Origin of the sequence: Ensifer sp. NM-2, assembly GCF_003024455.1 — a bacterium.
Taxonomy (GTDB): domain Bacteria; phylum Pseudomonadota; class Alphaproteobacteria; order Rhizobiales; family Rhizobiaceae; genus Ensifer; species Ensifer canadensis.
Genome location: NZ_PVZR01000001.1, coordinates 915,569 through 940,882 on the forward strand (window position 1 = coordinate 915,569; position 25,314 = coordinate 940,882).

23 protein-coding genes and 2 tRNA genes are annotated in these 25,314 nt (G+C 62.5%); 11 read left to right on the forward strand and 14 right to left on the reverse strand.

Annotation, left to right across the window (positions count from 1 at the left end; genetic code table 11):
* Positions 1–51: 51 nt before the first annotated feature.
* Both C6558_RS04440 and smc read left to right on the forward strand, forming a co-directional pair.
* Entirely contained in the window at positions 52–888 is an 837-nt protein-coding gene (locus tag C6558_RS04440) for a DsbA family protein (protein ID WP_081788840.1), read from the forward strand.
* Between the two features lie 102 nt (positions 889–990).
* Complete coding sequence (smc, locus tag C6558_RS04445) at positions 991–4,452, forward strand: chromosome segregation protein SMC (RefSeq protein ID WP_025426204.1); 3,462 nt, start codon at positions 991–993, stop codon at positions 4,450–4,452.
* Positions 4,453–4,454: 2 nt separating this feature from the next.
* Here the strand turns inward: smc and C6558_RS04450 are convergent, their stop codons facing one another.
* Positions 4,455–6,266 (reverse strand): caspase family protein, encoded by a 1,812-nt coding sequence (locus tag C6558_RS04450; protein ID WP_025426205.1) that lies wholly within the window; start codon positions 6,264–6,266, stop codon positions 4,455–4,457.
* 251 nt (positions 6,267–6,517) lie between these two features.
* Positions 6,518–7,567, reverse strand: coding sequence for an AraC family transcriptional regulator (locus tag C6558_RS04460; protein ID WP_025426206.1), 1,050 nt, complete (start codon positions 7,565–7,567; stop codon positions 6,518–6,520).
* Positions 7,568–7,730: 163 nt separating this feature from the next.
* Between C6558_RS04460 and C6558_RS04465 the strand changes: the two genes are divergently transcribed.
* Complete coding sequence (locus tag C6558_RS04465) at positions 7,731–8,441, forward strand: hypothetical protein (RefSeq protein WP_025426207.1); 711 nt, start codon at positions 7,731–7,733, stop codon at positions 8,439–8,441.
* Between the two features lie 137 nt (positions 8,442–8,578).
* Positions 8,579–11,245 carry a pyruvate, phosphate dikinase gene (gene ppdK, locus C6558_RS04470; protein ID WP_025426208.1) on the forward strand — a complete coding sequence of 889 codons (2,667 nt, stop codon included), beginning with the start codon at positions 8,579–8,581 and terminating at the stop codon, positions 11,243–11,245.
* Positions 11,246–11,421: 176 nt separating this feature from the next.
* On the opposite strand, the gene C6558_RS04475 is transcribed toward ppdK, so the two are convergent.
* Positions 11,422–11,703, reverse strand: a complete 282-nt coding sequence (locus tag C6558_RS04475) for a hypothetical protein (RefSeq protein WP_025426209.1) — start codon at positions 11,701–11,703, stop codon at positions 11,422–11,424.
* A 350-nt stretch (positions 11,704–12,053) separates the two neighbouring features.
* Positions 12,054–12,443, reverse strand: coding sequence for a hypothetical protein (locus tag C6558_RS04480; protein WP_025426210.1), 390 nt, complete (start codon positions 12,441–12,443; stop codon positions 12,054–12,056).
* A gap of 260 nt (positions 12,444–12,703) precedes the next feature.
* On the opposite strand from C6558_RS04480, the gene C6558_RS04485 reads away from it, so the two are divergent.
* Complete coding sequence (locus C6558_RS04485; RefSeq protein WP_025426211.1) at positions 12,704–13,612, forward strand: DUF1499 domain-containing protein; 909 nt, start codon at positions 12,704–12,706, stop codon at positions 13,610–13,612.
* 23 nt (positions 13,613–13,635) lie between these two features.
* Here C6558_RS04485 and C6558_RS04490 read toward each other — a convergent pair whose 3' ends face one another.
* From C6558_RS04490 to C6558_RS04505, 4 genes are read right to left on the reverse strand one after another with little or no spacing between them, the layout of a single operon-like run.
* Positions 13,636–14,268: a DUF4166 domain-containing protein gene (locus tag C6558_RS04490; RefSeq protein WP_057211504.1), complete on the reverse strand. Its 633-nt coding sequence runs from the start codon at positions 14,266–14,268 to the stop codon at positions 13,636–13,638.
* Between the two features lie 20 nt (positions 14,269–14,288).
* Positions 14,289–14,741 carry a thiol-disulfide oxidoreductase DCC family protein gene (locus tag C6558_RS04495; protein ID WP_025426213.1) on the reverse strand — a complete coding sequence of 151 codons (453 nt, stop codon included), beginning with the start codon at positions 14,739–14,741 and terminating at the stop codon, positions 14,289–14,291.
* Positions 14,742–14,743: 2 nt separating this feature from the next.
* Complete coding sequence (locus tag C6558_RS04500; protein WP_025426214.1) at positions 14,744–15,667, reverse strand: MBL fold metallo-hydrolase; 924 nt, start codon at positions 15,665–15,667, stop codon at positions 14,744–14,746.
* A 17-nt stretch (positions 15,668–15,684) separates the two neighbouring features.
* Positions 15,685–15,981: a cupin domain-containing protein gene (locus C6558_RS04505; protein ID WP_025426215.1), complete on the reverse strand. Its 297-nt coding sequence runs from the start codon at positions 15,979–15,981 to the stop codon at positions 15,685–15,687.
* A gap of 214 nt (positions 15,982–16,195) precedes the next feature.
* Here C6558_RS04505 and C6558_RS04510 point away from each other — a divergent pair.
* Positions 16,196–16,270: transfer RNA gene (locus C6558_RS04510), tRNA-Gln, on the forward strand.
* A 234-nt stretch (positions 16,271–16,504) separates the two neighbouring features.
* The gene (locus tag C6558_RS04515) at positions 16,505–17,716 is read left to right on the forward strand and encodes a diguanylate cyclase (RefSeq protein WP_025426216.1); all 1,212 of its coding nucleotides are present in this window, start codon (positions 16,505–16,507) and stop codon (positions 17,714–17,716) included.
* Positions 17,717–17,823: 107 nt separating this feature from the next.
* Here C6558_RS04515 and C6558_RS04520 read toward each other — a convergent pair whose 3' ends face one another.
* Both C6558_RS04520 and C6558_RS04525 read right to left on the reverse strand, forming a co-directional pair.
* Entirely contained in the window at positions 17,824–18,258 is a 435-nt protein-coding gene (locus tag C6558_RS04520) for a hypothetical protein (RefSeq protein ID WP_025426217.1), read from the reverse strand.
* Between the two features lie 390 nt (positions 18,259–18,648).
* On the reverse strand, positions 18,649–19,125 hold the full coding sequence (locus C6558_RS04525; RefSeq protein ID WP_025426218.1) for a hypothetical protein: 477 nt from the start codon (positions 19,123–19,125) through the stop codon (positions 18,649–18,651).
* A 272-nt stretch (positions 19,126–19,397) separates the two neighbouring features.
* On the opposite strand from C6558_RS04525, the gene C6558_RS04530 reads away from it, so the two are divergent.
* Positions 19,398–19,474: transfer RNA gene (locus C6558_RS04530), tRNA-Pro, on the forward strand.
* A gap of 339 nt (positions 19,475–19,813) precedes the next feature.
* A complete protein-coding gene (locus C6558_RS04535) occupies positions 19,814–20,233 on the forward strand; it encodes a hypothetical protein (RefSeq protein WP_057211502.1) in 420 nt (139 codons plus the stop codon).
* A gap of 158 nt (positions 20,234–20,391) precedes the next feature.
* On the opposite strand, the gene C6558_RS04540 is transcribed toward C6558_RS04535, so the two are convergent.
* Positions 20,392–20,571 carry a hypothetical protein gene (locus tag C6558_RS04540; RefSeq protein ID WP_025426220.1) on the reverse strand — a complete coding sequence of 60 codons (180 nt, stop codon included), beginning with the start codon at positions 20,569–20,571 and terminating at the stop codon, positions 20,392–20,394.
* Between the two features lie 209 nt (positions 20,572–20,780).
* Between C6558_RS04540 and C6558_RS04545 the strand changes: the two genes are divergently transcribed.
* Both C6558_RS04545 and C6558_RS40265 read left to right on the forward strand, forming a co-directional pair.
* Positions 20,781–21,740, forward strand: a complete 960-nt coding sequence (locus tag C6558_RS04545) for a bile acid:sodium symporter family protein (protein WP_025426221.1) — start codon at positions 20,781–20,783, stop codon at positions 21,738–21,740.
* Between the two features lie 558 nt (positions 21,741–22,298).
* Positions 22,299–22,442, forward strand: a complete 144-nt coding sequence (locus C6558_RS40265; protein ID WP_164474926.1) for a hypothetical protein — start codon at positions 22,299–22,301, stop codon at positions 22,440–22,442.
* Positions 22,443–22,472: 30 nt separating this feature from the next.
* Here C6558_RS40265 and C6558_RS04550 read toward each other — a convergent pair whose 3' ends face one another.
* The 3 genes from C6558_RS04550 to cysD all read right to left on the reverse strand — a co-directional run bounded on the left by C6558_RS04550 (position 22,473) and on the right by cysD (position 25,277).
* A complete protein-coding gene (locus C6558_RS04550; RefSeq protein ID WP_107026871.1) occupies positions 22,473–22,667 on the reverse strand; it encodes a hypothetical protein in 195 nt (64 codons plus the stop codon).
* A gap of 151 nt (positions 22,668–22,818) precedes the next feature.
* The gene (gene cysN / locus C6558_RS04555; protein WP_025426223.1) at positions 22,819–24,324 is read right to left on the reverse strand and encodes a sulfate adenylyltransferase subunit CysN; all 1,506 of its coding nucleotides are present in this window, start codon (positions 24,322–24,324) and stop codon (positions 22,819–22,821) included.
* Positions 24,324–25,277 (reverse strand): sulfate adenylyltransferase subunit CysD, encoded by a 954-nt coding sequence (gene cysD, locus C6558_RS04560; RefSeq protein ID WP_057211498.1) that lies wholly within the window; start codon positions 25,275–25,277, stop codon positions 24,324–24,326. The genes cysN and cysD overlap by 1 nt, the downstream gene beginning before the upstream one ends.
* Positions 25,278–25,314: the final 37 nt, after the last annotated feature.

Genomic DNA, 25,314 nt, shown 5'->3' on the forward strand with positions numbered 1-25,314 from the left:
GGCAAGATATCGAATCCGCACTGCAATTCCCTCCGAACACGGGTAAAATTCATGTCCGCTTCCGCAATGAACCTTTCGAAACGCCTGCTCAGCGGTGTTGCCATCGCGACCGTCGCTCTTGTGCTTGCCGCCTGCAGCGACGAGAAGAAGGAGCAGGCTTCGGCGACCCCGACCGAAACCACGGAAACGGCCGCCAAGGCCGACGCCAAGCCGGCCGACGCGATGACGACCGCTTCGACGACGGCTGCTCCGACAACGACCGCGCAAGCCAAGCCCGCCGGCACCGAAGTTGCCCAGTCGACCGCCGCTCCGGCAAAGGTCGAGCTGCCGAGCTCGGAAGGCTCCGTCGACATGGCCAAGCTGCTCGAGCCCGGAGCGCTGCCGGAAATGGCGGTCGGCGATGCCAACGCCCCGGTAACGATCGTCGAATACATGTCGATGACCTGCCCGCATTGCGCCGCCTTCCACAACAACACCTTCGAAGCGATCAAGACGAAGTACATCGACAGCGGCAAGGTTCGTTTCGTCCTGCGCGAATTCCCGTTCGATCCGCGCGCTGCTGCCGCCTTCATGCTGGCGCGCTGCGCCCCAGAGGGCCAGTATTTCCCGATGATCTCGATGCTGTTCAAGCAGCAGCAGCAGTGGGCTGCCGCTCAGAATGGTCGCGACGCATTGCTGCAGATGTCCAAACTTGCCGGTTTTACACAGGAGAGCTTCGAGTCCTGCTTGACGAACCAAAAACTTCTGGATGATGTGAACGCAGTTATGCAGCGGGGCGCAAAGGACTTTGGCGTACAATCGACGCCGACCTTCTTCGTCAATGGAGAGCACTATTCTGGGGATATGTCGGTTGACGTCATGTCGGCCCTCATCGACAGCAAGCTCTGATCCTTCGCTTTTCCTGAAAACGGGCGACGGCAGCAGCCGTGCGCCCGTTTTTCATGCCCTGGGGCCGGGTGAAGAGGGGCGTTCCGCGCCAGCGTTTGCCGCATGAAGTTCAACAAGCTTCGCCTGCTTGGCTTCAAATCCTTCGTCGAACCCAGCGAATTCATCATCGAGCGCGGTCTGACCGGCATCGTCGGCCCGAACGGCTGCGGCAAGTCGAACCTTGTCGAGGCATTGCGCTGGGTTATGGGGGAGAACTCCTACAAGAACATGCGCGCGTCCGGTATGGACGATGTGATCTTCTCGGGCTCCGGCAATCGCCCGGCGCGCAACACCGCCGAAGTCGGCCTCTACCTCGACAACAGCGATCGCACCGCGCCTGCCGCCTTCAACGACAGCGACGAAATCCAGGTGACGCGCCGCATCGAGCGCGAACAGGGCTCGGTCTACAGGATCAACGGCAAGGAAGCGCGCGCCAAGGATGTGCAGCTGCTGTTTGCCGACGCGTCCACCGGCGCTCGCTCGCCGTCGATGGTCGGCCAGGGCCGCATCGGCGAGCTGATTGCGGCAAAGCCGCAGGCCAGGCGCCAGCTTCTGGAAGAGGCGGCCGGTATTTCCGGCCTGCACTCGCGCCGGCATGAGGCCGAGCTGCGGCTGAAAGCCGCCGAAACCAACCTCGAGCGCCTTGATGACGTCACCTCTCAGCTCGAAAGCCAGATCGAGAGCCTGAAACGGCAGGCGCGCCAGGCCAGTCGCTTCAAGATGCTCTCTGCCGATATCCGCAAGCACGAGGCGATCCTGTTCCACATCCGCTGGGTTCAGGCCAAGGAAGCCGAAGCCGAGGCGACCAGCCAACTCAACCAGGTGACGGCACTCGTCGCCGAAAAGGCGCAGGCCCAGATGCAGGCCGCCAAGGATCAGGCGATTTCCAGCCTGAAACTGCCGGAGCTGCGCGAGAGCGAGGCGAAATTGGCGGCCGCACTGCAGCGGCTGCAGATCGCCCGTTCGCAGCTTGAGGAGGATGCTGGCCGTATCCTGCGCCGTCGCGACGAGCTGCAGCGTCGCCTGGCCCAGCTTGCCGAGGATATCGCCCGCGAGGAGCGCCTGGTTGCCGACAATGCCGGTATTCTCGCTCGCCTCGACGAAGAAGATGAAGAACTGCGCGAACTGCTCGCCGAGGCGGACGACCGGGCAAGCGAAGCCCGGGAACGGCTCGAGGAAGCGAACGAAAAGCTCTCCATGAGCGAAGCAGATCTCAGCCGGCTGACGGCCGAGCGTGCCGAGGCACAGGCCGGTCGCAACCAGCTTGAGCGGGCGCTGCGCGATCTCTCGGAGCGGCAGGCTCGGTTGGCGCGCCAGCTCTCCGACCAGGCCCGCGATCTTGACGAACTCGACCGGCAGATGTCGACGCTGCCCGACCCGCACGAAAAACAGGGCCAGGTCGAAGTGGCCGAGGCCGCCCTAGAAGAGGCCGAGGCGACTGTCGCAGCCATCGAAGAGACCCTCGCCGAAACCCGCCGCGCCGAGGCCGACGCCCGCCCGCCAGTCGATCGGGCGCGGGCCATCCTGAACGGCATCGAGACCGAGGCGCGCACGATCCGTCGCATGCTCGAAGCGGCCGGTGGTGGCGACTATCCGGCTGTTGTCGAGGAGATGAAGGTCGACCGCGGCTTCGAGACGGCGCTTGGCGCAGCGCTTGGCGATGATCTCGATTCGCCGCTCGATAGCGCAGCACCGGCCCATTGGCGTACACCGGGCGATCATTCCGGCGATGCCGCCTTGCCGCAAGGGGCGCGCTCACTCATCGAGCACGTTCGCGCGCCACAGGCATTGACGCGTGCCTTGAGCCAGGTCGGCATTGTCGACAGCGAGGCAGAGGCCGAGCGGCTGATGCCGCTGTTGAAACCCGGCCAGAGCCTGGTGACGAAGCAGGGCTCGGTTTGGCGGTGGGATGGCCACGTGACCGGTTCCGAAGCGCCAAGTGCTGCAGCACTAAGGCTGGCCCAGAAGAACCGCCTTGCTGAACTCGATACTGAGGCGGACGACGCCGGCGAGTCGCTCCGCCGTGCCGAGGCTGATCTTGCCGCTGCCGGCTCGCGCATCCGCGCCGAGGATGAACGGCTGAGGCTTGCGCGCGACGCCCAGCGCATGATCACGCGCCAGCTCGGCGAAGCGCGCGATGCGCTGGCCGCTGCCGAGCGCGCATCCGGCGATCTCTCGCGTCGCCGCGCGGTTGTTGCCGAAACCAAGAGCCAGCTTGAAAGCCAGCTTGAAGAGGTCGCCGAGCAGATCGAGACCGCCAACGACGCGCTTGCCGATGCGCCCGACCTTTCAGAACTTGAGCTGAAATTGCGCACGCAAACGGCAGATGTCGCCGCCGACCGGGCAGCGGTTGCCGAAAGGCGTGCGGCCCATGACGGACTTGCGCGCGAAAACGAGGCGCGCCAGCGCCGGATCACTGCGATATCAGGCGAACGCCAGACCTGGAAAGCACGGGCGGCAAGCGCCGAAGAACATATAGCCACCCTCAGGGATCGCGAGGCGGAAGCGCGCGACGAGGTCGAGGAGCTGATGGATGCGCCCGACGAGTTCGAGGACAAGCGGCGCGCGCTGATGAACGAATTGCAGAAGGCCGAGGCTTCACGTCGCGAGGCCGCCGATATCCTGGCCGAGGCCGAGGGTCGCCAGCGCGAGGCAGACCGCATGGCCGCAACCGCGCTTTCGGAGTTGGCAGAATCGCGCGAAAAGCGCGGCCGCGCCGAGGAGCGGCTGGTATCCGGCCGCGAGCGCCGGGTCGAGATCGAGGCACGCATCCAGGAGGCGCTCTCCTGTGCTCCGCATGAGGTTATGCGGCTGACCGGGCTTGCCGTCGACGAGGCGCTGCCGGACATGCGCAATGTCGAGCGCGAGCTGGAACGGCTGAAGATCGAGCGGGAGCGTCTTGGCGCCGTCAACCTTCGGGCCGAAGAAGAACAGAAGGAGCTCTCCGAGCGGCTCGCTCTGCTTCTGAAGGAACGCGACGACGTCATCGAAGCGATCCGCAAGCTGCGCAGCGCCATCCAGAACCTCAACCGTGAGGGTCGCGAGCGGCTGATCGTCGCCTTCGACGTGGTCAACGCCCAGTTCCAACGGCTTTTCACCCATCTCTTCGGTGGCGGCACGGCCGAGCTGCAATTGATCGAGAGCGACGACCCGCTTGAAGCCGGCCTTGAAATCCTTGCCCGTCCGCCGGGCAAGAAGCCGCAGACCATGACGCTGCTGTCGGGCGGTGAACAGGCGCTGACGGCAATGGCGTTGATCTTCGCCGTCTTCCTCACCAATCCGGCGCCGATCTGCGTTCTTGACGAAGTCGACGCGCCGCTCGACGACCACAATGTCGAGCGCTACTGCAACCTGATGGACGAGATGGCGGCATCGACCGAAACCCGCTTCGTCATCATCACCCACAACCCGATCACCATGGCCCGCATGAACCGCCTGTTCGGCGTCACCATGGCGGAGCAGGGCGTGTCGCAGCTTGTTTCCGTCGACCTGCAGACGGCAGAGCGGCTGAGGGAAGTGGTGTAACTCTACTCGAACTCAAGCAGGAAGCTCCCGGTCGCGTCTTGCGGACCCATGTCGTCCCAAGTCGTTACCCGCAGCGATTTAAGATCGGCTCTGCCTTCGCGGTGAGCATAATACATGCCAACATCGTCGCCCTTCTTGTGCTCGTTCGGCATGTTGGCAAACCATTTCGAGTACGTCAGCGGCTCGCCGTCGTCCCAGCCCCATCCGCCGCGCGGCTCTCTGCCCTGGGACGCTTGAACGAGACCGATCCACGGACCCATCTTGTAGCTGACGCCGCCATTCGGATCGTATCCGGTGTTGAAGAAGTTCTCGTCGCTGTTGAAGAGTGAGGCGACGAACTCGTTCTCTGCGTCCGAAGTGATTGTAGCGAGATGTGCGCCGCAACTCTTGGCCCAATATTGTGCGACTGAGGCAGGGACATAGAGGTATCGCACGACGACGTAGAGATGCCCCTGGAAGGCACCATAGACAGTGTCGTAGCGAGGTAGGCATTCAACTGCCCTCAGAACCCGCCCGTCGGTCTCCAGCCCTCTCAAATCATCGATCTTGTATTCGCGGGCCTTGGTGGCGCTGTAGACGCCGTCGATATCCTGCGAAACGGCGATGCCAAGTGCCTTGGCGGTGCGTTCGCTGATAAAGCCGTTGCTCGGCTGCTGGTTCCGGCTTTGGTACTGCCGGATGGCAGTGCGGGTCTGCTCGCCGAAGACGCCGTCGGCCGTGCCGATCTCAAGCCCCGTCGCCGCGAGCGCCAGCTGCACGCTCCTCCGCGCTTCCTTGCTCGGAAGCAACCGGCTCTCGATCGTCTGCGGCGTTGAATTTTGACCCCGCGCTGTCGCCGGGTCGATCTGCGCCAATGCCTGCCTACCAAGTTCGGCATATTCGCCTGTGCGATGCTTGGCGACGAAGAAGCGCCAGATGCGCGGCGTACCGACACGAAGCGCCTTTTTGAAATCGGCTTCGGCTTCAAGCTCTGCCGGATCGACGGCAGTCGAGGGGGCCGTCTGCGTCGATGCCGCCGTCGGTGTTTCCGGCCCGAAGTAGAATTCCAGCGACAGGGACGAAAGGATCTGCGGTGATTGTTTGCCGCCCGTGTCCTTGCGCACATCGCGAACCACGCGCTTGAAGGCGGTGCCAACCTCAAGCCCGGGGCCGGAGAGGTTGGCGATCAGGGCGCGGGTAAAGGGTGAATGCCCGTCGGTGCCGTCGGCAGCGACCTGTCCCGGGGCGGCCGCAAAGGCGACCAGTGTACCGGCACCTTGCGTTTCGATCGGTGCAAGTCCGCGGGTGGCGCCGCCACGCGTGGCGCCATCGACGTCGACATTCAGTTTGTTGGCGAGCGGATTGTTGCGACAGGCGTCGAGGAACACCAGGGATATCCGGGCGCGTTTTTCGAGTGCATTGATGATCTCGGACAGCGCCACGGTTTCCGCCGGCACGTCGAACTCGCTTTCGAGCCTGGCATCCGTGCCGATCAGAAAATTCTCGCCATGGAGCTGCATGCCGTGGCCGGCAAAATAGAACAGTGCAATATCCTGCGGCCCGATCTTGCGGGCGAAGCGCGAGAGCGCCTCGGCAAAGCTCTTGCGGTCTGCATTCAGCACGAGGTCCGCTTCAAAGCCTTTGCTCTGCAGGAAGCCGCTGAAGGCTTCGGCGTCGCGGGTCGCGTTCGGCAAGCTTCCGGCGATCGCGTAGTTACTCATGCCAACGATCAGAGCCAGCCGCTTGCCGCCATTGTCGCCGAACACTGGGCTCGCAGCAAACAACAAAAGCAGAAATGACAGCATCGAAAAGCGCAGTTTCGCACGACATTTCATGACCTGCCTCCAAGCCCACAGGACTGAAACGGATCGCCATGACGGGATATTCGCCGATGTGCCCCTCATCGCTTCGTAATATTAGATATTTATGATGGATGCTGCAATGTGCAGTCCTGGGCCGATTGCGTCAGCGCCACGCGGTAAACTACAGCGCCGCGCGTCTTGTTAGACGCGCAAAGGTCGCTGCAGCACCTTGGATTGCTGCATGTTTTGAATCGAATACGATTTAAGGAAACGTGCAGTAGGCTCTATGCCGCTTCGCGAAATTCGGGCACGCGCTGCTCTTCGCGCCACGAAGAAGGGCTCTGGCCGGTGACGCGCAGGAACTCGCGGTTGAAGTTCGATTTCGTCAGGAAGCCGGCCTCGAAGGCGATCTGCGTGATTGCCTCGTCGGTCGCCGAAAGCAGCCGGCAGGCTTCCTCCACCCGGTAGTTGTTGACATATTGCGAGACGCTGATGCCGTGGATCCGGTTGATGGCATTGGAAATCCGCCGGGCCGGCACGCCGAGCTTGCGGGCGATCCGCGAGAGGTTGAGCTCGAGATCCTTGTAGAGCGCTTTCCTGCGCATCAGGTCGTCGATGCTTCGCACGATCTCGGCATCTTCTTCAGTCGCAGTGCGCTCTTGCGGCAAAGGCGCTGCGTCCCCCCGTCCGCTGTCTGTCGATGTGTCGAAGCTGGCGATCGAGGCGGCGGTGCCGAGAATGAGCAGGGCGAGTACGTTGCCTGCCGCAACGATCGCGCCGGAATAGGCACCTCCATTGCGCAGCTGGTCGAAGCCGATGGCGACGTCGCTAAGCGCTGAGGCGATCAGCGCCCACCCGGTGAACTTGAGCGATCGGTATGAGCGAAGCACGCCGTCGAGCCGCGAGGCGACCAGTGCGTTCGGGCCCCGCCGCGCAAGCCAGAGCAAGGCAAACCCGTAGCCGAGAAAGAACAGGGTGATCGCCGTGCCGACCGCATCGCGCCAGGCAAACATCATGACCCCGACGATGAGCGGGGGCAGGAGGTGCCAGGCGATTTGCCCCAGGCGTGGCGGACCATCGCTCGCAAGGCTGCTGAAGCAAACCCATGCCAGCGCCGCGTTGAACGTCGCAAGCATCGCCTGTGCCAAGAGGATGGTACGGATTTCGTAGCCCCATCGGATGCCGATCAGCACGGATTGCAGTGCATAAGCGCACACGAGCAGCAGGAACAGGCGTTGCTCGAAGGTCATGGCCTCGCCGCGCTGCCAAAACATCCGGACAATCACGATCATCAGCAGCAGGGAAACGACGAAGGGGAGCGGTACAAACAGCATGAGCGGAAGAATTCTTCGGGAGGGAGGTGGGCGGATGGCAGGATGATGCCCTTGATTGCGTTCAGGGTCGACCCGAAACGCGATCAAGGTCGCGACTGCGTTCGATTTCAGGCGAGCTATTCCGGTCCGGCGATGGTGCCAGACCGCACGAATGGAGCGTCAAATGTTGATCGGACCGCCAGCAATGGTTCTCGCCCCCATCCTTCTCCTCGCCCTGGCGAGCAATGCCGAGACATCGGCGAGGGACATCGATATCACCGGCGTCACGGCGATCGTCGCCACCGGCGACGCAAGCGCAATCGAACTCACCAGCGATGAGACTTTGCCCTTCAGCGCCTCGGTCGAGAGCAGGCGGTCCGGCTGGTTTGCCCCCTTCTATTCCAGCTGGTTCTACAGCGATTGCGTATCGGAGACCCGTATGCGCGTCGAAGGTTCGACCCTTTACATCGTTGTGGCAGCGCCCTCCTGGCCGGAATTGGAGGAGTGCAGGACCGCATTTCGCGCCAACCTGAAAAAGGGAGCGTCAATCTCTGTGGAGCAACCGGCGTTCCAAGCCGCGCTTGAGGGGGAGTTTTCGAGTGTGGCGCTCAAGGGCAAGGCAGCTGATGTTTCGATCGAGGGGCACGTCGGACAGGTGAGGCTCGATGTCGACGCCCTGCGGGCGCGGCTGATCTATGAGAAGACCTCGCAGTCCGAGACCGTGGAGATCTCCGGCAAGGCACTCGACATTCACCTCGGATTCGATGCGGCAAGTTTCATTGATTATCGGGTGATGGCGACGGCCTCCTGGGTCGACAGTTCGCGAACGGCGATCCCCGGCGCCAGGCCTCTGATTTGCATCAAGGGGGAGATGGTGCGCGCGACGATCCGCTGAGCCTCGAAGTCCGCCGCAGTGCGTTCGACAGTCGGAAAAATGATGCAATGCAGCATAAATCTTCGGCGGGTGCATTTCCAGGCTGAAGCATATACTGTAAATCGTCATAAAAGACTGTTTTTGGGTGGAGAGCAGGCATGATGAAATGGGTTTACACCTTCGGTGGGGGCAAGGCCGAAGGGCGTGCGGGTGATCGTGACAGGCTGGGCGGCAAGGGTGCAAACCTTGCGGAAATGTGCAGTCTGGGCCTGCCGGTGCCGCCGGGGCTGACCATCATCACCGATGCCTGCAACAGCTATTTCGACAATAGCCGCGAAATACCCGAGGGCCTGCACGACCAGGTCCGCGAAGGCATTCGCCGGATGGAGGAAGTCACCGGCCGGGTTTTTGGCGACACCAACCGTCCGCTGCTGCTTTCCGTGCGTTCCGGCGCCCGCGCCTCGATGCCGGGGATGATGGACACTGTCCTCAATCTCGGCCTCAACGATCAGTCCGTGCATGCGCTCGGTCACGACGCCGGCGATGCGCGGTTTGCCTGGGACAGCTACCGCCGCTTCATACAGATGTATGGCGACGTCGTCATGGGCGTCGACCACGATATCTTCGAGGAGATCCTTGAAGACGAGAAGGCCCGCCTCGGCCACGAGCAGGATACCGAACTTTCCGCGGTCGAATGGCAACATGTCATCACACGCTACAAGGACGCGATCGAGGAAACGCTCGGCGAGCCGTTTCCGCAGGATCCGGAAATCCAGCTCTGGGGCGCCATCGGCGCCGTGTTCTCCAGCTGGATGAACCCGCGCGCCATCACCTACCGCCATCTGCACAGCATCCCGGCGGCCTGGGGCACCGCGGTCAACGTCCAGGCGATGGTTTTCGGCAATCTCGGCAATTCGTCGGCGACCGGCGTTGCGTTTACCCGCAACCCCTCGACCGGAGAGAACGAGCTTTACGGCGAGTTCCTCGTCAATGCCCAGGGCGAAGACGTGGTTGCCGGCATCCGCACGCCGCAAAACATCACCGAGGCGGCCCGCATTGCGTCCGGCTCCGACAAGCCATCGCTTGAAAAGCTGATGCCGGAGGCCTTTGCCGAGTTCCGCACGATCTGCGACAAGCTCGAGCGGCATTATCGCGACATGCAGGACCTCGAATTCACCATCGAGCGCGGCACGCTCTGGATGCTGCAGACGCGCTCCGGCAAGCGGACGGCCAAGGCCGCCCTGAAGATCGCCGTCGACATGGCGGACGAGGGGCTGATCTCGAAGAACGAAGCGGTCGCCCGCATCGATCCGGCTTCGCTCGATCAGTTGCTGCATCCGACGATCGATCCGCACGCGCGCCGCGATATCATCGGCTCCGGCCTTCCGGCTTCGCCGGGGGCTGCAACCGGCGAAATGGTCTTCACCTCGGAAGAGGCCGTCCAGGCCGACAAGGAAGGCCGCAAGGTCATCCTCGTGCGCATCGAAACCAGTCCGGAAGACATTCACGGCATGCACGCCGCCGAAGGCATTCTGACCACGCGCGGCGGCATGACCAGTCACGCCGCGGTGGTTGCGCGCGGCATGGGCACCCCTTGCGTTTCCGGTGCGGGCGGCATCCGCGTCGATCTGCGCAACGAATTGCTGATCACGCCGAGCGTGACGCTGAAGAAGGGCGACATCATCACCATCGACGGCTCGTCCGGCCAAGTGCTGAAGGGCGCGATCGCCATGCTCCAGCCGGAGCTTTCGGGCGATTTTGGAAAGATCATGGCCTGGGCGGACGCCAGCCGCCGCATGACCGTGCGCACAAACGCCGAAACGCCGGCCGACGCGCGCGCCGCCCGCTCTTTTGGTGCCGAGGGCATCGGCCTTTGCCGTACCGAGCACATGTTCTTCGAGGATGGCCGCATCAATGTCATGCGCGAGATGATCCTGGCGGAAGACGAAGCCGGGCGGCGGCTGGCGCTCGCCAAGCTGCTGCCGATGCAGCGTTCGGACTTCGTCGAACTCTTTTCCATCATGCACGGGCTGCCGGTGACAATCCGTCTGCTCGACCCGCCGCTGCACGAATTTCTGCCGAAGACGGATGAGGAAATCGCTGATGTTGCCGGTGTTTTGTCACTGGATCCGTCAGCCCTGCGTCAGCGCGTCGACCAGCTGCACGAGTTCAACCCGATGCTCGGCCATCGTGGCTGCCGTCTGGCCATCTCCTATCCGGAGATCGCCGAGATGCAGGCTCGCGCCATCTTCGAGGCGGCGGTCGAAGCCGCGCGCGAAACCGGCGCTGCCGTCGTGCCTGAGATCATGGTGCCGCTCGTCGGCCTGCGCGCCGAACTCGACTACGTCAAGGAGCGCATCGATGCGGTGGCAAAGGCGGTGATCGGCGAAGCCGGCATCGACATCGACTATCTCGTCGGCACCATGATCGAGCTGCCGCGCGCGGCACTTCGCGCCCATGTGATTGCGGAAGCCGCCGACTTCTTCTCGTTTGGCACCAACGACTTGACCCAGACGACATTCGGCATTTCACGCGACGACGCCTCGCAGTTCCTGGCGACCTATCAGCAGAAGGGCATCATCGAGCAGGATCCCTTCGTCTCGCTCGATTTCGACGGTGTCGGCGAACTGATCCAGATCGCCACGGAGCGCGGACGCCGGACCAAGAACGGCCTCAAGCTCGGCATCTGCGGCGAACATGGCGGCGATCCGGCCTCGATCCGCTTTTGCGAAGAAGCGGGCCTCGACTATGTCTCCTGTTCGCCCTTCCGCGTGCCGATAGCCCGGCTCGCCGCCGCACAGGCGGCGATCAACGGCAAGGCGTGAGGCGGCATCGATACCGGCCATAACCTCAACGCCCCGGTCAAGGGTGCCCGGGGCGACTGCATGTTTCCTTAAATCCTATTCGATTTAAGGACAAAAACATGCAGTAATTCAAAGTGCTACAGCGACCTTTGCGCGTCTATCAAGACGCGCGGCGCTGTAGGCATCTCGTTTCAGAGCTACTTAGACTGCACGATAACCGGGCGTGCAATGACGACCGGCCGGTTCCAACCCCACATCATCACATCATTGTCATAGCGGTAGCTGCGCCGCTCGGCGCGGCGGTCGAGCTCGATGCGTTGCAGGCAGGTGGCGAATGCATCGGTGCCGCGCCGAAAGCCGTAGGAGGCGCAGGTGTTGCCGTCGGCGGCGCGCCGCTCTTCCGGCGTCATCGTCTGGCAGGCCGCAAGCAAGAGCCCGATGGCGGCAAGGGTCAGCAGTTTGGTCTTCATCGTATTCATGCCTCCTGAGCGGATGCAGATCGGCTCGGCGAAAGACCGGCTTTGCTTGTGCCCGAACCTCAGCTTTTGTCAGAAGGCTGTTGGGTACACCGGTCGCTCAGGTCTTTACCGCCGCCTGCAGGACAGAGCTCTGCCGCATGGCGGGCCGTCGTGTCCACCCTGATTTTTTCGGGTATGGCTGTAAAGATCGGTAGGGTGGATCGTGCAATCGAGGGCCGAGGCTTCGGCGCAGCTACAAGCCAAGGGCAGAAACGCACAACACGGATTTTGCATTCACGATTCGATCGCATGAAGACATGATGGGGCAGCCGTTGGGCGACCGTCAATCCGTTTTCGGCAAGTCCGGATGGTCACATGCGCTCAAGCACGCCGACAAAGGATTCGGCAAAGCTTTTCAGATCCTGGGTGTTCTCGCCGGGGTGCTCGAGCCGGATCGTCGAGCCCTCTTCTTCGAGGCAGACAAACAGGATTGGCGACGCGTCGCCCTCGGTCCCGCCGAGCCGAAGGACCGCGATGCTCAGGCAATCGTCGACCAGGCCGGAAGCGGGCAAGGCAAAGAGAAACTCGCCGCCGACGTTGTCGGCAACCGTGCGGATGAAGGCGGTGAAATCGTCCTTGCTTCCGGAGAAACCGTCGAGCGAAAGCTCCAGCTCCAGCAGCGCCATGGGAATGCGGGCGTCAGCCGGCGGAGGCGGTGCTGCGTGGGTGGCTGTTGCCACGGCTGCTTGCGATGCGACCATGATGTCTCTCCATCTTGCCGTGCCGGATGCGTTCCCAGCGTCGGCCCTTGCCCCCCGATTGACGATTCGCGACGACTTTTGCCGGCGTACGGGCATATTTCCAGTTTCTGATAGGTGGTTAACGAGAATGGCGATTTTGCGGCAAGTGGCTGCAGGCGCGCGGCCCAGGTCTCCAGCCGCATCCTATTGCCTGTTTTCACGGCCCCGGCCATGGTCTAAGAATGCTGGTCTGTTTCGATGCAGGGGATTGATTCCGTTATATGATGGTCCGGTACGAGCGCCCCTATTCCTATGCCGCCCACTGGGCGCGCCGCTTTGCCCGCATAGCCTTTGCGATCTTCGCGCTGTCCCTGCTGGCGCACCGGTTCGGCCCGTTGACGACGCCGCATTTCCTTGGATTGGTCGGGCTCTCCGGTGCTTTTGCACTGCTCGGCGTCCTGCTTGCCGTAGTCGGGCTCGCGCGGCTTTGGCAGGTGGCCGCGATCGGTGGCATCGCCTCCGCCTCGGCCCTTGTCTATGCGGCGCCCACGCTCGGTTTCATCGGTTTCGGCATCGCGCAGTACCTGACCCGGCCGGCGATCTATGATGTCAGCACCGACACAGTGACGCCGCCGCCTTGGCTGAAGGTGCCGCAGACGGAGGAAAGCTGGCTGAAGCGCAATCCGGCTGTGACGCCCGAGGACCGCGAAGCGCAGATTATCGCCTATCCCGGCCTGACCGGACGACGATACGACGGTGCGCTCGACCGCGTTTTCCAAGGTGTGCGCAATGTCGTCGAGAAAACGCGCGTCGGCGTCACGCAGGAACTCGGCGTCGAAAACGCCCGCGCCGATCTCGAGGATCTGGCGGTGCGGCCGAATGCCGGGGCGGACGCCGCCGCCGAGCCGGAGAACATACCCGTGCCGGAATCCCGACCGGAGCTGGCTTTGGAGGGCGCCCTTCCAGGGCGGCGTTCCAGTGACGTCGTGCTTCAGGGAGAATGGCGGACGCTGATTGCCGGCTTTCGTTTCGATGTGCTGATCCGCCTGCGCGAAGAAGCGGAAACGACGTTCGTCGACCTGCGCGTCGCGTCTCGCTACGGCCAGCACGACCTCGGCATCGGCGCCGCCTTCGCCGACCAGTTCCTGCGGGCGCTCGATGCGGAGCTGCTCGGCATCGCCGGCGATTGATCCGCAGAATACCGGCAGACGCTTCAGTCCTGCATGAGGGCGTCGTGGCCACCAGATCCATGAGGCAGCTTTTGGTCTCGCACGTTTGCGATCGGCGATGGTGCCTCGTCGTCCGCCTTGAGCCAGCCGCGATAGCGCACAATCAAGCCGGTCAATGGGCTTTCGACCTCGACGTGGAAGTGGAACAGGCCATCGCGATCTTCCTCGAACGTCCGGCCACCTGGCGCCAGCAACGCTGGAAGCGGGAGGCCGAGGAAGGACCAGCCGCGAACCCTGAGATGCAGGCGGTTTCCCACAGGCTCCAAGGCGCACAGGATCCGGAACGGCCCGAAACCCTCGGCAAGCAATCGTTCCTTCCGGTTCTCGGCTTTTTGCTGGGAGCTGCGCAAAACCTTCTCTCCAAACCGCCGCGTCCAGATCTCGCGACCATTGGCGCACTCGAAACGGATCTCGACCGGCACATTCTCGCCGGCCACGGGAAAGCCGAAGACAGAGGCGGTGAGGCGGCCCCATGACCCCTTGCCACGCTCGATGGTCGCACGCCCCCTGAAAATGGCTTGCCCATCCGACGTCTCATGCAGAGTGCGGATCGCCGTGGGCAAGCGATCCCATTCAGCGCCGAGAACTCGTCGGTAGAGGCTTTGCTGACGGACCATGCCACTTTCCGCTGCGTCCTTCACGCGATGAAACGCCCGCGCTCGTCGGCGGTCGGAACCATGCAGGTCTGGCGGCGCCCGGCGATGCGGTAGCGGTTCCTTGCAACGAGATCGTAGAGCGGATCGCGAAGGGCAGCAGGCAAAATGCGGCAGATATTCACCAGCGACCATGGCAGGCCCAATCCTGCAAGCGTGCGAATCGATCCGTCCGATTTGAAGCGCGCAATACCGTTCTCGATCAGGATGTTGCTTTCATAGTTCTCTGTATCGAGGCCATAGTGCCGGTAGAGCGCCTGGCCGAGCGGCGATTGCGCCGTCAGGTAACGATAGCGCGCTTGCCGGTCATGGCGCAGCATGAAGCGCACCCAGCCCGAGCAGAAGATGCATTCGCCGTCAAAGACGATCACCGGCCGATCGTCGGGAAAGCGCGGCACCGACGGGTCCTCGCGGTAGCTGTGCGCTTGCCGCCGCATCCTCAGCCAGCCCCTCCCGGCGCCAGGCGATAGTCGCCGAAAAGGGACGGCGGTCCATCGGTCTCAACACGTCCCTGTTCGACCAGGTCTTCAAGATGCGCCAGCACGGAGAGGGCTGCTGCGCCATGCAGTCGTGTGTCGGTGGAGGCATAGATCACCTTGACCATGTCGGGGATCTTGCCGTCGCCGGCGCGGACGCGCTCAAGCACGGCGCGCTCACGCATGCGCCGGTGGGCGCGCAGGCCCCTGAGGAATGAAGCCGGCTCGATGACAGGCCCGCCGTGGCCGGGCAGATAGAGCCGGTCGTCACGCATCAGCAGCTTTTCCAGCGAGGCCATGTAGTCTGCCATGGCGCCATCCGGCGGTGCGACGATCGTCGTCGCCCAGGCCATGACGTGGTCTGCGGAAAAGACCGTGCCGGTGCCGTCGAGCGCAAATGCCATGTGGTTGGCGGTGTGGCCGGGGGTGGCGAGCCCCGTCAGCGCCCAGCCGTCGCCTTCGATCCGTCCGCCATCGGCAAGGATGATGTCGGGCGAGAAGTCCATATCGGAACTCTCGGCGAAGGGGTTGATCTCGCCTTCATGCAAAGGTCTGGCGGCACGGTGAGGCCCTTCGCCGACGATTGCCGCGCCCGTCGCGGCCTTCAGTCGCCGCGCCAGCGGCGAGTGGTCGCGGTGGGTGTGGCTGACGGCGATGTGGGTCACCTCGCGGCCCCTAAGCGCCGACATCAACGCCTGAAAATGCGCTTCGTCCTCCGGGCCCGGATCGATCACCGCCACCGAGCGATTACCGACGATATAGCTGTTGGTGCCGTGAAAGGTGAAAGGGCCGGGATTGTTGACGGTGATGCGCTGCACGCCGTCGGCAACGGTCACGGCCTCGCCATGTGCCGGCTTGAAGTCGAGATCGAAGTCGGGGCCCTGCATGCGTCGTTTCCTGGCCTTCACTTGTATTCGATCTCGATGAAGGACATCGGTTCGCTGCCGGCATTGACGACGTTGTGCGCCATGCCGGCCTCGCGCCGGTAGGCCGCTCCCTTGGCGATATCCACCCGGCGGCTGCCGCCTTCCTCCTCCAGCAGGAACCGGCAATCGGTCATCGGCACGACGACATAACCGAGACCGTGGACATGATGGCCGGTATCGGCACCGGGTTCGAAGTCCCACCTAGTAATGCGCACGACCGCGTCATCGACAAGAATGCTGGGCACGGCGGGCGGACGGGCGCGAAACTGGCTCATTGGGGTCTCCATTCGCGCCGGAGAATAGGAGGTGACGGTCGGGAAGGGAAGGGCGGTGCGGCATCGGGCACTGGCGTTTCGCCGAGGGCGAAGTGTATGCTGGCGAACAAAGCCCAACAAAACCGCTCGAACCACAAACTTAATCATTGTGACGCGGCACGAGCTTTGCTAATCAGGCGCTCGATTTGGCGAAACTATTTCTCGCCAATTTCGTTGGGGCGTAGCCAAGCGGTAAGGCAGCGGTTTTTGGTACCGCCATCCCCTGGTTCGAATCCAGGCGCCCCAGCCACATTTTTCTTTCAAGCGTTCTGTCCTCTCAACGTCCCGGATGCCAAGTTCGGCGTCGCGCTTGACGATGGCTGTCGCGTTGCCGTGTATGCCCGGTCCTCGAGTCTCCTTAAAATTCTAGGGGCGTCTTTCATCTTTCCTCCATCTGTCTGCCGCATTCATGCACGCAACGTCTGGATGCACGTCTTCACGTCGCGTGAGAGGCGTTGGTTGCCAGGGAGGAAACAGCCGGAAAATGAATGGACCTCTGGCGGCATCGGCGATCGCTTCGGCATGGCCGGGACTGTTCGTGCTATTCGGCCTTGCCTTTGGATGGGCGTGGTCGATTGAGAAGAAGCGGCACTATCTGCTGCTTCTGACTGCCGCCTGCCTATTGTTTGCGACAGCGGCGTTTATGCAGATCATGCTGCTGCCCCTCGATATCGGCGCCAATACCATCCCGACTGGCCTGCTCTATACGCTTGCGGTGCTTGCTGCCGCGGAGGCCATCCTGCGTCGTTCAGGTCGCGGCATGGGCTGGAAGGCGGCACTCGGGGCAATCGGTGTGATAACCGCTCTGCTTTGGTACTTCTACTATATCAGGCCGAACCTTCTGGTGCGGATCTACGTGCAGGCTTTTGGGTATGGGTTGATCCTTGCGGCCGCCGCCTGGCGCATTCGGGCTCTGCGACATGGTCGCCTTGTAGACCGCGTCCTGTTCTGGGTTGTGGCTGTCGTTGCGATCCACTTCTTCCCGCGCACCTGGCTGACATTTGGCACTGACGCGACCGCCAGCATCGAGGCTTTCGGCGCGTCGCTCTTCTGGAACATGATGCAGTTGCTGATCGCGGCGGCGGGTACAGCGCTTGCCTTCGCGCTGCTTGCGGCGGCGCTGACGGATGTCATGGACGATCTCAGGCGCGAGCGCGATGTCGACCCGCTGACGGGTGTCCTCAATCGTCGGGGGCTGGAGGAGCGAGTGGCAAGGCTGTTTCGCAATGCGGGTGCACCGCTCAGCCTGATCCTCTGCGATATCGATCATTTCAAGGCGATCAACGACGCCCATGGACATGCGGCCGGTGACAGAGTGCTGGCGACGTTTGCGGGCGTATTGCGCGACAGCGTGCGTGAAGCAGATCTTGTCGCGCGGATTGGCGGCGAGGAGTTCGCAATCCTCCTACCTGGGATGGACGTGGATGCGGCGATGGCGGTTGCCGAGTGTATTCGCGAGCGGCTGGCAATTCACCGTTTTCCTGTTCTTGGCGCGACAGAAAGCGTGACCGCGAGTTTCGGTCTGGCGCAACGCGATGGCAGTGAACGTTTCCAGGCGTTCAGCGCGCGCGCCGATGCAAGGCTTTATCGCGCCAAGCGCGAGGGGCGCGACCGGGTCGTGGCTGCGGATATGCCGCTGACCGCTGGGCCGGCAGAGGTTGCTCAGCCGGCAAATGCAGCCAGTCCGGCTGCCTGAAGCAATAACCGAGGGCGGCTGGCTTCGGCGGACTATTCCAAGGAAGCAGAAAACCCGCCAACTGACGCTGGCGGGTTTCAAATGTCTGCCCCTTGATGCGCCGGTTATCAGCTTGCCGGTGCAGCCGGCTTTTCCGCCTTGGCGCCGCCGAGGAATTCTTCGCACCAGCTCGGGCCGTCGGCGCGCTTGTGGTCACCGACCAGGCGGATCGAGCGGATGACATAGTCCGAAGAGACGGTCAGCTGCACCGAGCAGCTCAGATATTCCGTGCGGGCCGAGGAGATACGCTTGCCGCGCTTGCCGTCCTTGCCGGTTTCGTACTGGGCCGGGGTCTTGCGGGTCTTATAGCCGCCCTTCCAGTTGTAGACGGTGGAACTGCCGCTTTCGACGTCGGAGAGCGGAGGACCATACTGGGCGAAGAAGCCGCCGGCCGGCTGACCGAGCCAACGCGATTCAACTGCGTTTCTGGAAATCGCCGTCGTCGTGGTGCAGCCTGCGAGCACAAGCGCGAGGCCTGCCACCGTCATCATGCGGAAGTTCATGTTTTCGTCCCTTTGGCTCTCGTTCGGAAGTAGGCGTGGCGCGCGCGCCCCAATCCCCTGAGTTTGCGCGCTTTCCGCTGAGCCTCTAGCGCCAAAAGCCGGCAAAGAAAATCCGCTGTCTGCATTCTATCTAAGGAAAATGCGAAGCGTTGCAGAAAGTCCCTATCTGGCCCCGGAAACCTCACCGCAACGTGATCGGTTGCAGTCGTTTCTGGTCCCTTCGCCCGCCGCTGCGGGCATGGGAAACCGTTGCTCCATTTCGATGCGAATCGCTCCGCGGGAGGGCTTCTGGTGGGCGCGGTCTTCGCCGAGACGCGAAAGCGCTAGAGTTTCGTCGGTGCGCAGGCATTGTCCGCTCCGCTGTGTCGGTCAGGGGCGGCTCCTGTGGGTCTACTCCCCGATCAGCTTGCAGCCGATCTTGGTGGCGCTCCCGGCGATCGCCTTCAGCGGACCGTCATAGACATCGCAATCGAGCAGGTTGTCCGGGCCGCTGCGACGGGCGGAATGGACGTTGATGTTGACGAGAGGTTCGCCGTCCTTGACCCAATGCAGCCGCGTCTCGATGTCGCCCTTGCCGGGGATCGCCACCACGGCCGGTTCGCCATCGCGCTCGGTCCTGTCCTCGCCGAGATCGATCATGCCGATCTGATCAGCATGCTCTTCTGCGCCCGCCGCCGGCTCGCCGGAATAATAGGCCGCGATCACGACCCCTTCCTTCAGCGCCTGAAGTTTGCTCGCGGCGGCCTGCGAGAAGGAAAGATCCACTTCAAAGCCCCAGGGTCCGGCAATATCGGCACCAGCCGGGCCAGCCAAGAGACCGGCAAGGATCATTGCGGCAAGCGACACGGGACGGATGATGGGCGACACGGCAGCACTCCTTGGCAATGGCGGGCAAAAAAGCGGACACAGCAGACAATCGACACGGGCCATCCCCGTCAAGGGGCGGCCTCAAGCACGAGCAATCGCCTTCTGTCCTGGTCGATTGCTGGTGTGCCTGACGGGTGTGTCGGACAAGAGGCGGAACGCGGTTTCGGCCGGGGTTTTCCACTGTACCGGCTTTTTTGGCGAGACCGAGAAGGTTTTTCGAAATAGGCGCTTGTGCAATCCAAATGCCTGTTCTATAGAGGCGCCGCTGGTCACGGAGTGTAGCGCAGTCTGGTAGCGCACCACGTTCGGGACGTGGGGGTCGGAGGTTCGAATCCTCTCACTCCGACCAGCTAAATCAATCCCTTAATTCGTTTTCTGTTCGGCCCGTTTTTGAGTGCGGACCGATTGCGGGCGCCTTCAGGGTAACGCAAGTCGTGGGCTTGTGAAGTTCGTCTCCGCATACGGATTGGCCCGCCTTAATTTGGCGCTGGCCGCTTATCCATTCTCCTCCGTGTTCGACATCTCCTCGAAGTTCTATTGCGGCGCGTGATTCCCTCTGGTGCGCGTTTCGCAGGCGTGAACGCGCCGTTCGTCGAATAACGGTGCATTGGTGGATGTTCGACTTGTTGGTCGATAACTAAGGGTTGTAGTCTCGGCAACTACATTGTCGTTGTCGAGAGGATAGGGAATGTTGTTTAGGCGGATAATAGTCGCATCGGCGCTGGTTCTGGCGAGCCACGGACTGGCGCAGGCGCAGAGCTGCGAGAAAAACTTCAAGGTATCCGGTGTGCCGCTGGTGACGGCCATCAGCTACAAGACCTGGCAGGAATTTTCCAAGCTGAAACCCGACACGGCCTTGCAGCGGCTTGCCCAGGGCGTTGCCGCCGAAGGGTTCTCGGGCATCAAGGTCAACAAGTCGCTCGGCACTGTCGACGCATTCCAGGAAACGACCGGTTCAGGACGCATCCAGACGCTGCGGGTCGTTGCTCGCAAGCGCGGTGCCGGCACGCGCGTCGATGCCATCTTCGACATCCAGGCCGGACAGGTGACCTCCAAGGACATCGTGCGCGACGGTCTCTGCAACATCGTTCGCTCGGCGACGGAGTAGTCGCAGGCGGCTGCTGGCCGTTCGTTTGCGCGGTGCGGCCAAACACCAGTCGGGATGACGGCCGCACAGCCATGCGGGGCTCGCTGCCGTGGCGCGATCAAGTACAAGCTGGAAGCGAACTGTGCCGCTGGGTGGGGGGCACGACGGCCCCCGCGTCTTCAGCGTTGTTTTTCCAAAGCCTTCAGCACGGATTGGCCGATTGCCTGCGCTTGCAGCATCGAGGAGAAGTTGCCCTGAGCCGGATGGGTGACGCCGCGATACTTGACGACGAAGCACCATTTGCCGTTCATGCGCTTCTCGACGGTCACGGTCGTCTCCGGTTTTTTATCCGTGGTCATCTTCGTCTCCTTGAGATCCTGCGCGCCGCCGCGTGGGCAATGCCTGATATCCGCATGACGCGGTCCATGTCCATAGACGTCTGGTTTATGTCGGCTATCGTGACGTGATAGAAACAAAGTTGCGATATCTGACGGTTTTTTGTTCGAAGCGTGTTGAAGCCGCCGGTTGTGGCGCCTAGACAGCCCTCATCACGCCAAGGAGTAAAATTTTGAAGGCTGTCGCATCGTTTTCCGCGTTCGTCGGGCGCACATTCGCGCTCTGGGTCATTCTCTTCGCCGTTCTCGGCTTTGTCTTCCCGGATATTTTCAAGCAGATCACGCCCTATATCGTTACGCTGCTTGGCATTATCATGTTCGGCATGGGCCTCACCATTTCGCTCGACGATTTCAAGGAAGTCGCCAAGCGCCCGTTCGAGGTCGGCATCGGCGTCATCTCACAGTTTCTGATCATGCCCTTGCTGGCCGTGTTGCTGACGGCCATCATCCCGATGTCGCCGGAAGTGGCCGCCGGTGTCATTCTCGTCGGCTGCTGCCCGGGCGGCACCTCGAGCAACGTCATGACATACCTCTCGAAGGGCGATGTCGCGCTGTCGGTGGCCTGCACTAGCGTCACCACGCTTCTGGCCCCGGTCGTCACGCCGTTTCTCGTCTGGACCTTTGCCAGCCAGTATCTGCCGGTTGATGCGATGGCGATGTTCATGAGCATCGTCAAGGTCGTGCTGGTGCCGCTGGCGTTGGGCTTTCTTTTGCAGAAGCTGCTGCCGGGCCTGGTCAAGGCCGCGGTGCCGGCATTGCCGCTGGTCAGCGTTGCGGGCATCGTGTTGATCGTTGCCGCCGTCGTCGGCGCCAGCAAGGGCGCTATCGCCAGCTCCGGCCTGCTGATCTTCGCGGTCGTCGTTCTGCACAATGGCCTCGGCTATCTGCTCGGCTTCTTCGCCGCCAAGGCCGCCGGCCTGTCACTTGCCAAGCGCAAGGCGATCGCCATCGAGGTCGGCATGCAGAACAGCGGTCTCGGCGCGGCTCTGGCCAATGCCTATTTCTCGCCCGTGGCTGCCGTGCCGAGCGCGATCTTCAGCGTCTGGCACAACATTTCCGGCGCGCTGCTTGCCAACTACTTCGCAAGCCGCACGGAAGACGAAAACGTCGAGCCCGTGGTCATCACACGCTGATCGGGAACTACAGCGCCGCGCGTCTTATTAGACGCGCAAAGGTCGCTGTAGCACTTTGAATGGCTGCATGTTTTTATCGTTAAATCGAATAGGATTTAAGGAAACATGCAGCAGCTTCGAATGACAGGAGAGGGCTCGCAAGGGCCCTTTCTTGTTGCACGGCCAAAGCCTGCAAGGTGCATAGCCAGGCGGACTGTCCCACGGCGTTTGGAAACGGTGAAACAGCCCTATCGATCATCATGATCGACGCGCCAAATTACAAATGCCCCGGTGAATTTGAACCCAAGTAATTCGCGACCGCCAATCAAGGTGAAGCAATGTCGACAAGTGTCCCATTTTGGGACGATCGCATCTTGGGCGTCACGCGTGCGGCCATTTTCCGATCGTTCTAGCGGTGGCAGAAGCTGCGGGTGAGGGGCAGTCTCCAACGCCGCACCCGCCTACGTCGGGTCACGTTATTGTTCAATTGGAAACGGCCTGTTCATCGAATGGCGTCTTATCAGGGTGAACAATAAGCGCGATATTATCTTCAACAATCGTTCTCCCAGTGAGGCTCAGATGTTGAAGGAACCGATATTCACATTCCGCGAGATCGCCATATGGTCTGCCATCCTCGGCAGCGTCGTCGGATACCAGCTTTGGCAGCACACAGATCCCGCGCCGCTGACGATGGTGCTTCCGAGCATCGAGCAGCGGTCGTAATTTAAAGGCAATCCGGCGCGGCGCGAAACGCTACTCCTCAGGCATTCCGTTGCGCCGCGCGGCCTGCAATAACTCGATCTCACCGGCCGTCGGACCAAACTGGCTCTGAAGCCGTTTTGTTTCCTCAGCGTCCAACCGGTACTTTCGCGCAAAGGCCTCGATCGTCACGGCCCGCCCAAGAAAGCTTCGGCGCGGCACGTCCTCCCGTTCATGGTCCAGCATCATGGCTGCTCCTCCTTCCCGGTTCTTTGGAAGTAGTGCGGCAGGTCGTTTCGGGAAGAGGCGGTAGGAGCAATCTGGCGAGGCATCAAAAATAGATCAGCAGAAACGGAAAAAGGGCCCTCGTGGGCCCTTTCTGATCTTTGGGGAGTGGCGATCAGCCGTCGATCGTGTCGATGATCTCGCTCGCGCGGCCAGCGCTGACGCGACGCACTTCTGCATCCTCGCGACGACCCGCAAACAGCTCGGTTGCCATCAGCTGGTCGGCGAGATCGGCGGGCAGCGACAGGATCACGCGGGCGTCTTCCGTATGGATGCCGCCGAGCGCCGAGCGCTTGGCCGTGATCATGCCGCCGGCCACCGTGTTGTTGGTGTCGGGATCGATCAGGATGAAGGCGCCGGTCGTCCGATTCTGCTCATAAGGGTCGAAGATCGCCTGTTCGTCGAAGGCAAGGTGAACCTTGCCGATGGCGTTCATCGGCAACTGGTCTGCGTGCTCCCACTTGCCCGTCTTCAGGTCCAGCTGGCTTGCCGGCTGCACCTGCACACGCTGGCGGCGGCTGCCGCTTTTCAGCCAGTAGCGCTTGCCCGGCTGGATGCCATCAGGCTGCAGCGCAACGATCTGGGCGTCGAAGGCAAGGCCCGTCAGCGGCTGGCTGTCGATGGCGACGATCATGTCGCCGCGCGAAACGTCGACCTGGCGGTCGAGCACCAGGGTGATGGCATCGCCGGCGACCGCAGCGTTGCGCACGAGGTCGAAGGTGACGATCTTGGTGACGTTGGCAACCATGCCCGAGGGCAGGATCACGACGCTGTCGCCGGGCTTGACCGCGCCGCCGGCAACCGTTCCCTGGTAGCCGCGGAAGCTTTCGCCCGGGCGCGAGACGCGCTGCACCGGCAGGCGGAAGCCGACGGTCTGGGAGGAGCGTGTCGTCGCCAGTTCAAGCACTTCGACCAGTGTCGGGCCATCGTACCAGGGCATCGAAGCGCGGCCGTCGTAAACGACGTTCTCGCCCTTCAGTGCCGAAAGCGGAATTGCCGTGACCTGGCGCACGCCGAGCGATAGCGCCAGCTCACGAAACTCGTGGCTGATCTGGTCGAACCGGGCGCGGTCATAGTCCGTCAGGTCGATCTTGTTGACCGCCAGAACGAACTGCTTGATGCCCATCAGGGTCGCGATCGTCGCGTGCCGCCGAGTCTGCTCGAGCAGGCCGACGCGGGCGTCGACCAGCAACACCGCGAGGTCGGCCGTCGACGCGCCGGTTGCCATGTTGCGGGTATATTGCTCATGGCCGGGTGTGTCGGCGACGATGAAGGAGCGCTTGTCGGTGGAGAAATACCGATAGGCGACGTCGATGGTGATGCCCTGTTCGCGCTCGGCCTGCAGGCCGTCGAGCAGGAGCGCGAAGTCCGGCAGGCCGAGATCGTTCTGCTTGCCGTTGGAATCACGCCGCAGCGTCGCCGCCTGATCTTCCTTGACCGCCTTGGTATCCCAAAGCAGTCGACCGATCAGCGTCGATTTCCCGTCGTCGACCGAGCCGCAGGTGATGAGGCGAAGGGGGCGGCTGTCGCGCGTTGCGCGGACCGATTCGGACGCCGGAAACGCCAGAACGTGAGCGGCTGCGTCTTCCTGAACGGCATTCGCGGTTGCTGGTGCGGTCATCAGAAATATCCTTCGCGTTTTTTCTTTTCCATCGAACCGGATTGGTCACGGTCGATGGCGCGGCCCTGGCGTTCGGATACGGTCGCGGTTTCAAGTTCGGAGATGATGTCGTCGAGCGACGTGGCGTCGGAGCGGATGGCGCCGGTCAGCGGGAAGCATCCGAGCGTACGGAAGCGGATCACTTCCTCGCGCTTGGCCTCACCCGGCAGCAGTTCGAGACGCGGGTCTTCGGCAAGGATCATCATGCCGTCGCGTTCGACGACCGGCCGTTTCTTGGCGAAATAAAGCGGCACGATCGGAATGTCTTCGGCCTGGATGTAGCGCCAGATGTCGACCTCGGTCCAGTTCGACAGCGGGAAGGCGCGCACGCTCTCGCCCTTGCGCACCATGCCGTTATAGACGTTCCAAAGCTCGGGACGCTGGTTGCGTGGATCCCAGCGGTGGTCTGGGGTGCGGAAGGAGTAGATGCGCTCCTTGGCGCGCGAGGCCTCTTCGTCGCGGCGCGCGCCGCCGAAAGCGGCGTCATACTGGCCGGCGTCGAGCGCCTGGCGCAGCGCCTCGGTCTTCATGATGTCGGTGTAGAGCGCCGAACCGTGGCTGAACGGCGTGACGTTCTCCTGAGCGCCGCGCGGATTAACGTGCTCGATCAGGTCGAGGTCGTAGCGCTTCACGATCTCGTCGCGAAACGTGATCATCTCGGCAAACTTCCAGCCGGTGTTGACGTGCAGCAGCGGAAAGGGAACGCGGCCGGGATAGAAGGCCTTGCGCGCCAGGTGCAGCAGCACCGAGGAATCCTTGCCGATCGAGTAGAGCATGACAGGGCGTTCAAACTCGGCGGCCACTTCGCGGAAGATGTGGATCGCTTCGTTTTCGAGCGCCTTCAAATGCGGGTCAAGCGGCGGCTTGGTGCTCTGCGGATTGTGCAGTTCCGTTTCCGGATGGGTAAGAGGCATTTCAGTCTCCGGGAGGATCTTTGTCTTGGGAGGAGCG

What these genes read in the sequence shown, in the direction of transcription:
- C6558_RS04465 (WP_025426207.1), top strand. Translation starts at nt 7,731, where the DNA reads ATGTTGATCGGACCGCCAGCAATGGTTCTCGCCCCCATCCTTCTCCTC.
- C6558_RS04535 (WP_057211502.1), top strand. Translation starts at nt 19,814, where the DNA reads ATGTTGTTTAGGCGGATAATAGTCGCATCGGCGCTGGTTCTGGCGAGC.
- cysD (WP_057211498.1), bottom strand. Translation starts at nt 25,277, where the DNA reads ATGCCTCTTACCCATCCGGAAACGGAACTGCACAATCCGCAGAGCACC.
- C6558_RS04485 (WP_025426211.1), top strand. Translation starts at nt 12,704, where the DNA reads ATGATGGTCCGGTACGAGCGCCCCTATTCCTATGCCGCCCACTGGGCG.
- C6558_RS04480 (WP_025426210.1), bottom strand. Translation starts at nt 12,443, where the DNA reads ATGGTCGCATCGCAAGCAGCCGTGGCAACAGCCACCCACGCAGCACCG.
- C6558_RS40265 (WP_164474926.1), top strand. Translation starts at nt 22,299, where the DNA reads ATGTTGAAGGAACCGATATTCACATTCCGCGAGATCGCCATATGGTCT.
- ppdK (WP_025426208.1), top strand. Translation starts at nt 8,579, where the DNA reads ATGATGAAATGGGTTTACACCTTCGGTGGGGGCAAGGCCGAAGGGCGT.
- C6558_RS04515 (WP_025426216.1), top strand. Translation starts at nt 16,505, where the DNA reads ATGAATGGACCTCTGGCGGCATCGGCGATCGCTTCGGCATGGCCGGGA.
- cysN (WP_025426223.1), bottom strand. Translation starts at nt 24,324, where the DNA reads ATGACCGCACCAGCAACCGCGAATGCCGTTCAGGAAGACGCAGCCGCT.
- C6558_RS04520 (WP_025426217.1), bottom strand. Translation starts at nt 18,258, where the DNA reads ATGAACTTCCGCATGATGACGGTGGCAGGCCTCGCGCTTGTGCTCGCA.
- C6558_RS04475 (WP_025426209.1), bottom strand. Translation starts at nt 11,703, where the DNA reads ATGAATACGATGAAGACCAAACTGCTGACCCTTGCCGCCATCGGGCTC.
- C6558_RS04440 (WP_081788840.1), top strand. Translation starts at nt 52, where the DNA reads ATGTCCGCTTCCGCAATGAACCTTTCGAAACGCCTGCTCAGCGGTGTT.
- smc (WP_025426204.1), top strand. Translation starts at nt 991, where the DNA reads ATGAAGTTCAACAAGCTTCGCCTGCTTGGCTTCAAATCCTTCGTCGAA.
- C6558_RS04505 (WP_025426215.1), bottom strand. Translation starts at nt 15,981, where the DNA reads ATGAGCCAGTTTCGCGCCCGTCCGCCCGCCGTGCCCAGCATTCTTGTC.
- C6558_RS04450 (WP_025426205.1), bottom strand. Translation starts at nt 6,266, where the DNA reads ATGAAATGTCGTGCGAAACTGCGCTTTTCGATGCTGTCATTTCTGCTT.
- C6558_RS04550 (WP_107026871.1), bottom strand. Translation starts at nt 22,667, where the DNA reads ATGATGCTGGACCATGAACGGGAGGACGTGCCGCGCCGAAGCTTTCTT.
- C6558_RS04490 (WP_057211504.1), bottom strand. Translation starts at nt 14,268, where the DNA reads ATGGTCCGTCAGCAAAGCCTCTACCGACGAGTTCTCGGCGCTGAATGG.
- C6558_RS04540 (WP_025426220.1), bottom strand. Translation starts at nt 20,571, where the DNA reads ATGACCACGGATAAAAAACCGGAGACGACCGTGACCGTCGAGAAGCGC.
- C6558_RS04500 (WP_025426214.1), bottom strand. Translation starts at nt 15,667, where the DNA reads ATGCAGGGCCCCGACTTCGATCTCGACTTCAAGCCGGCACATGGCGAG.
- C6558_RS04495 (WP_025426213.1), bottom strand. Translation starts at nt 14,741, where the DNA reads ATGCGGCGGCAAGCGCACAGCTACCGCGAGGACCCGTCGGTGCCGCGC.
- C6558_RS04460 (WP_025426206.1), bottom strand. Translation starts at nt 7,567, where the DNA reads ATGCTGTTTGTACCGCTCCCCTTCGTCGTTTCCCTGCTGCTGATGATC.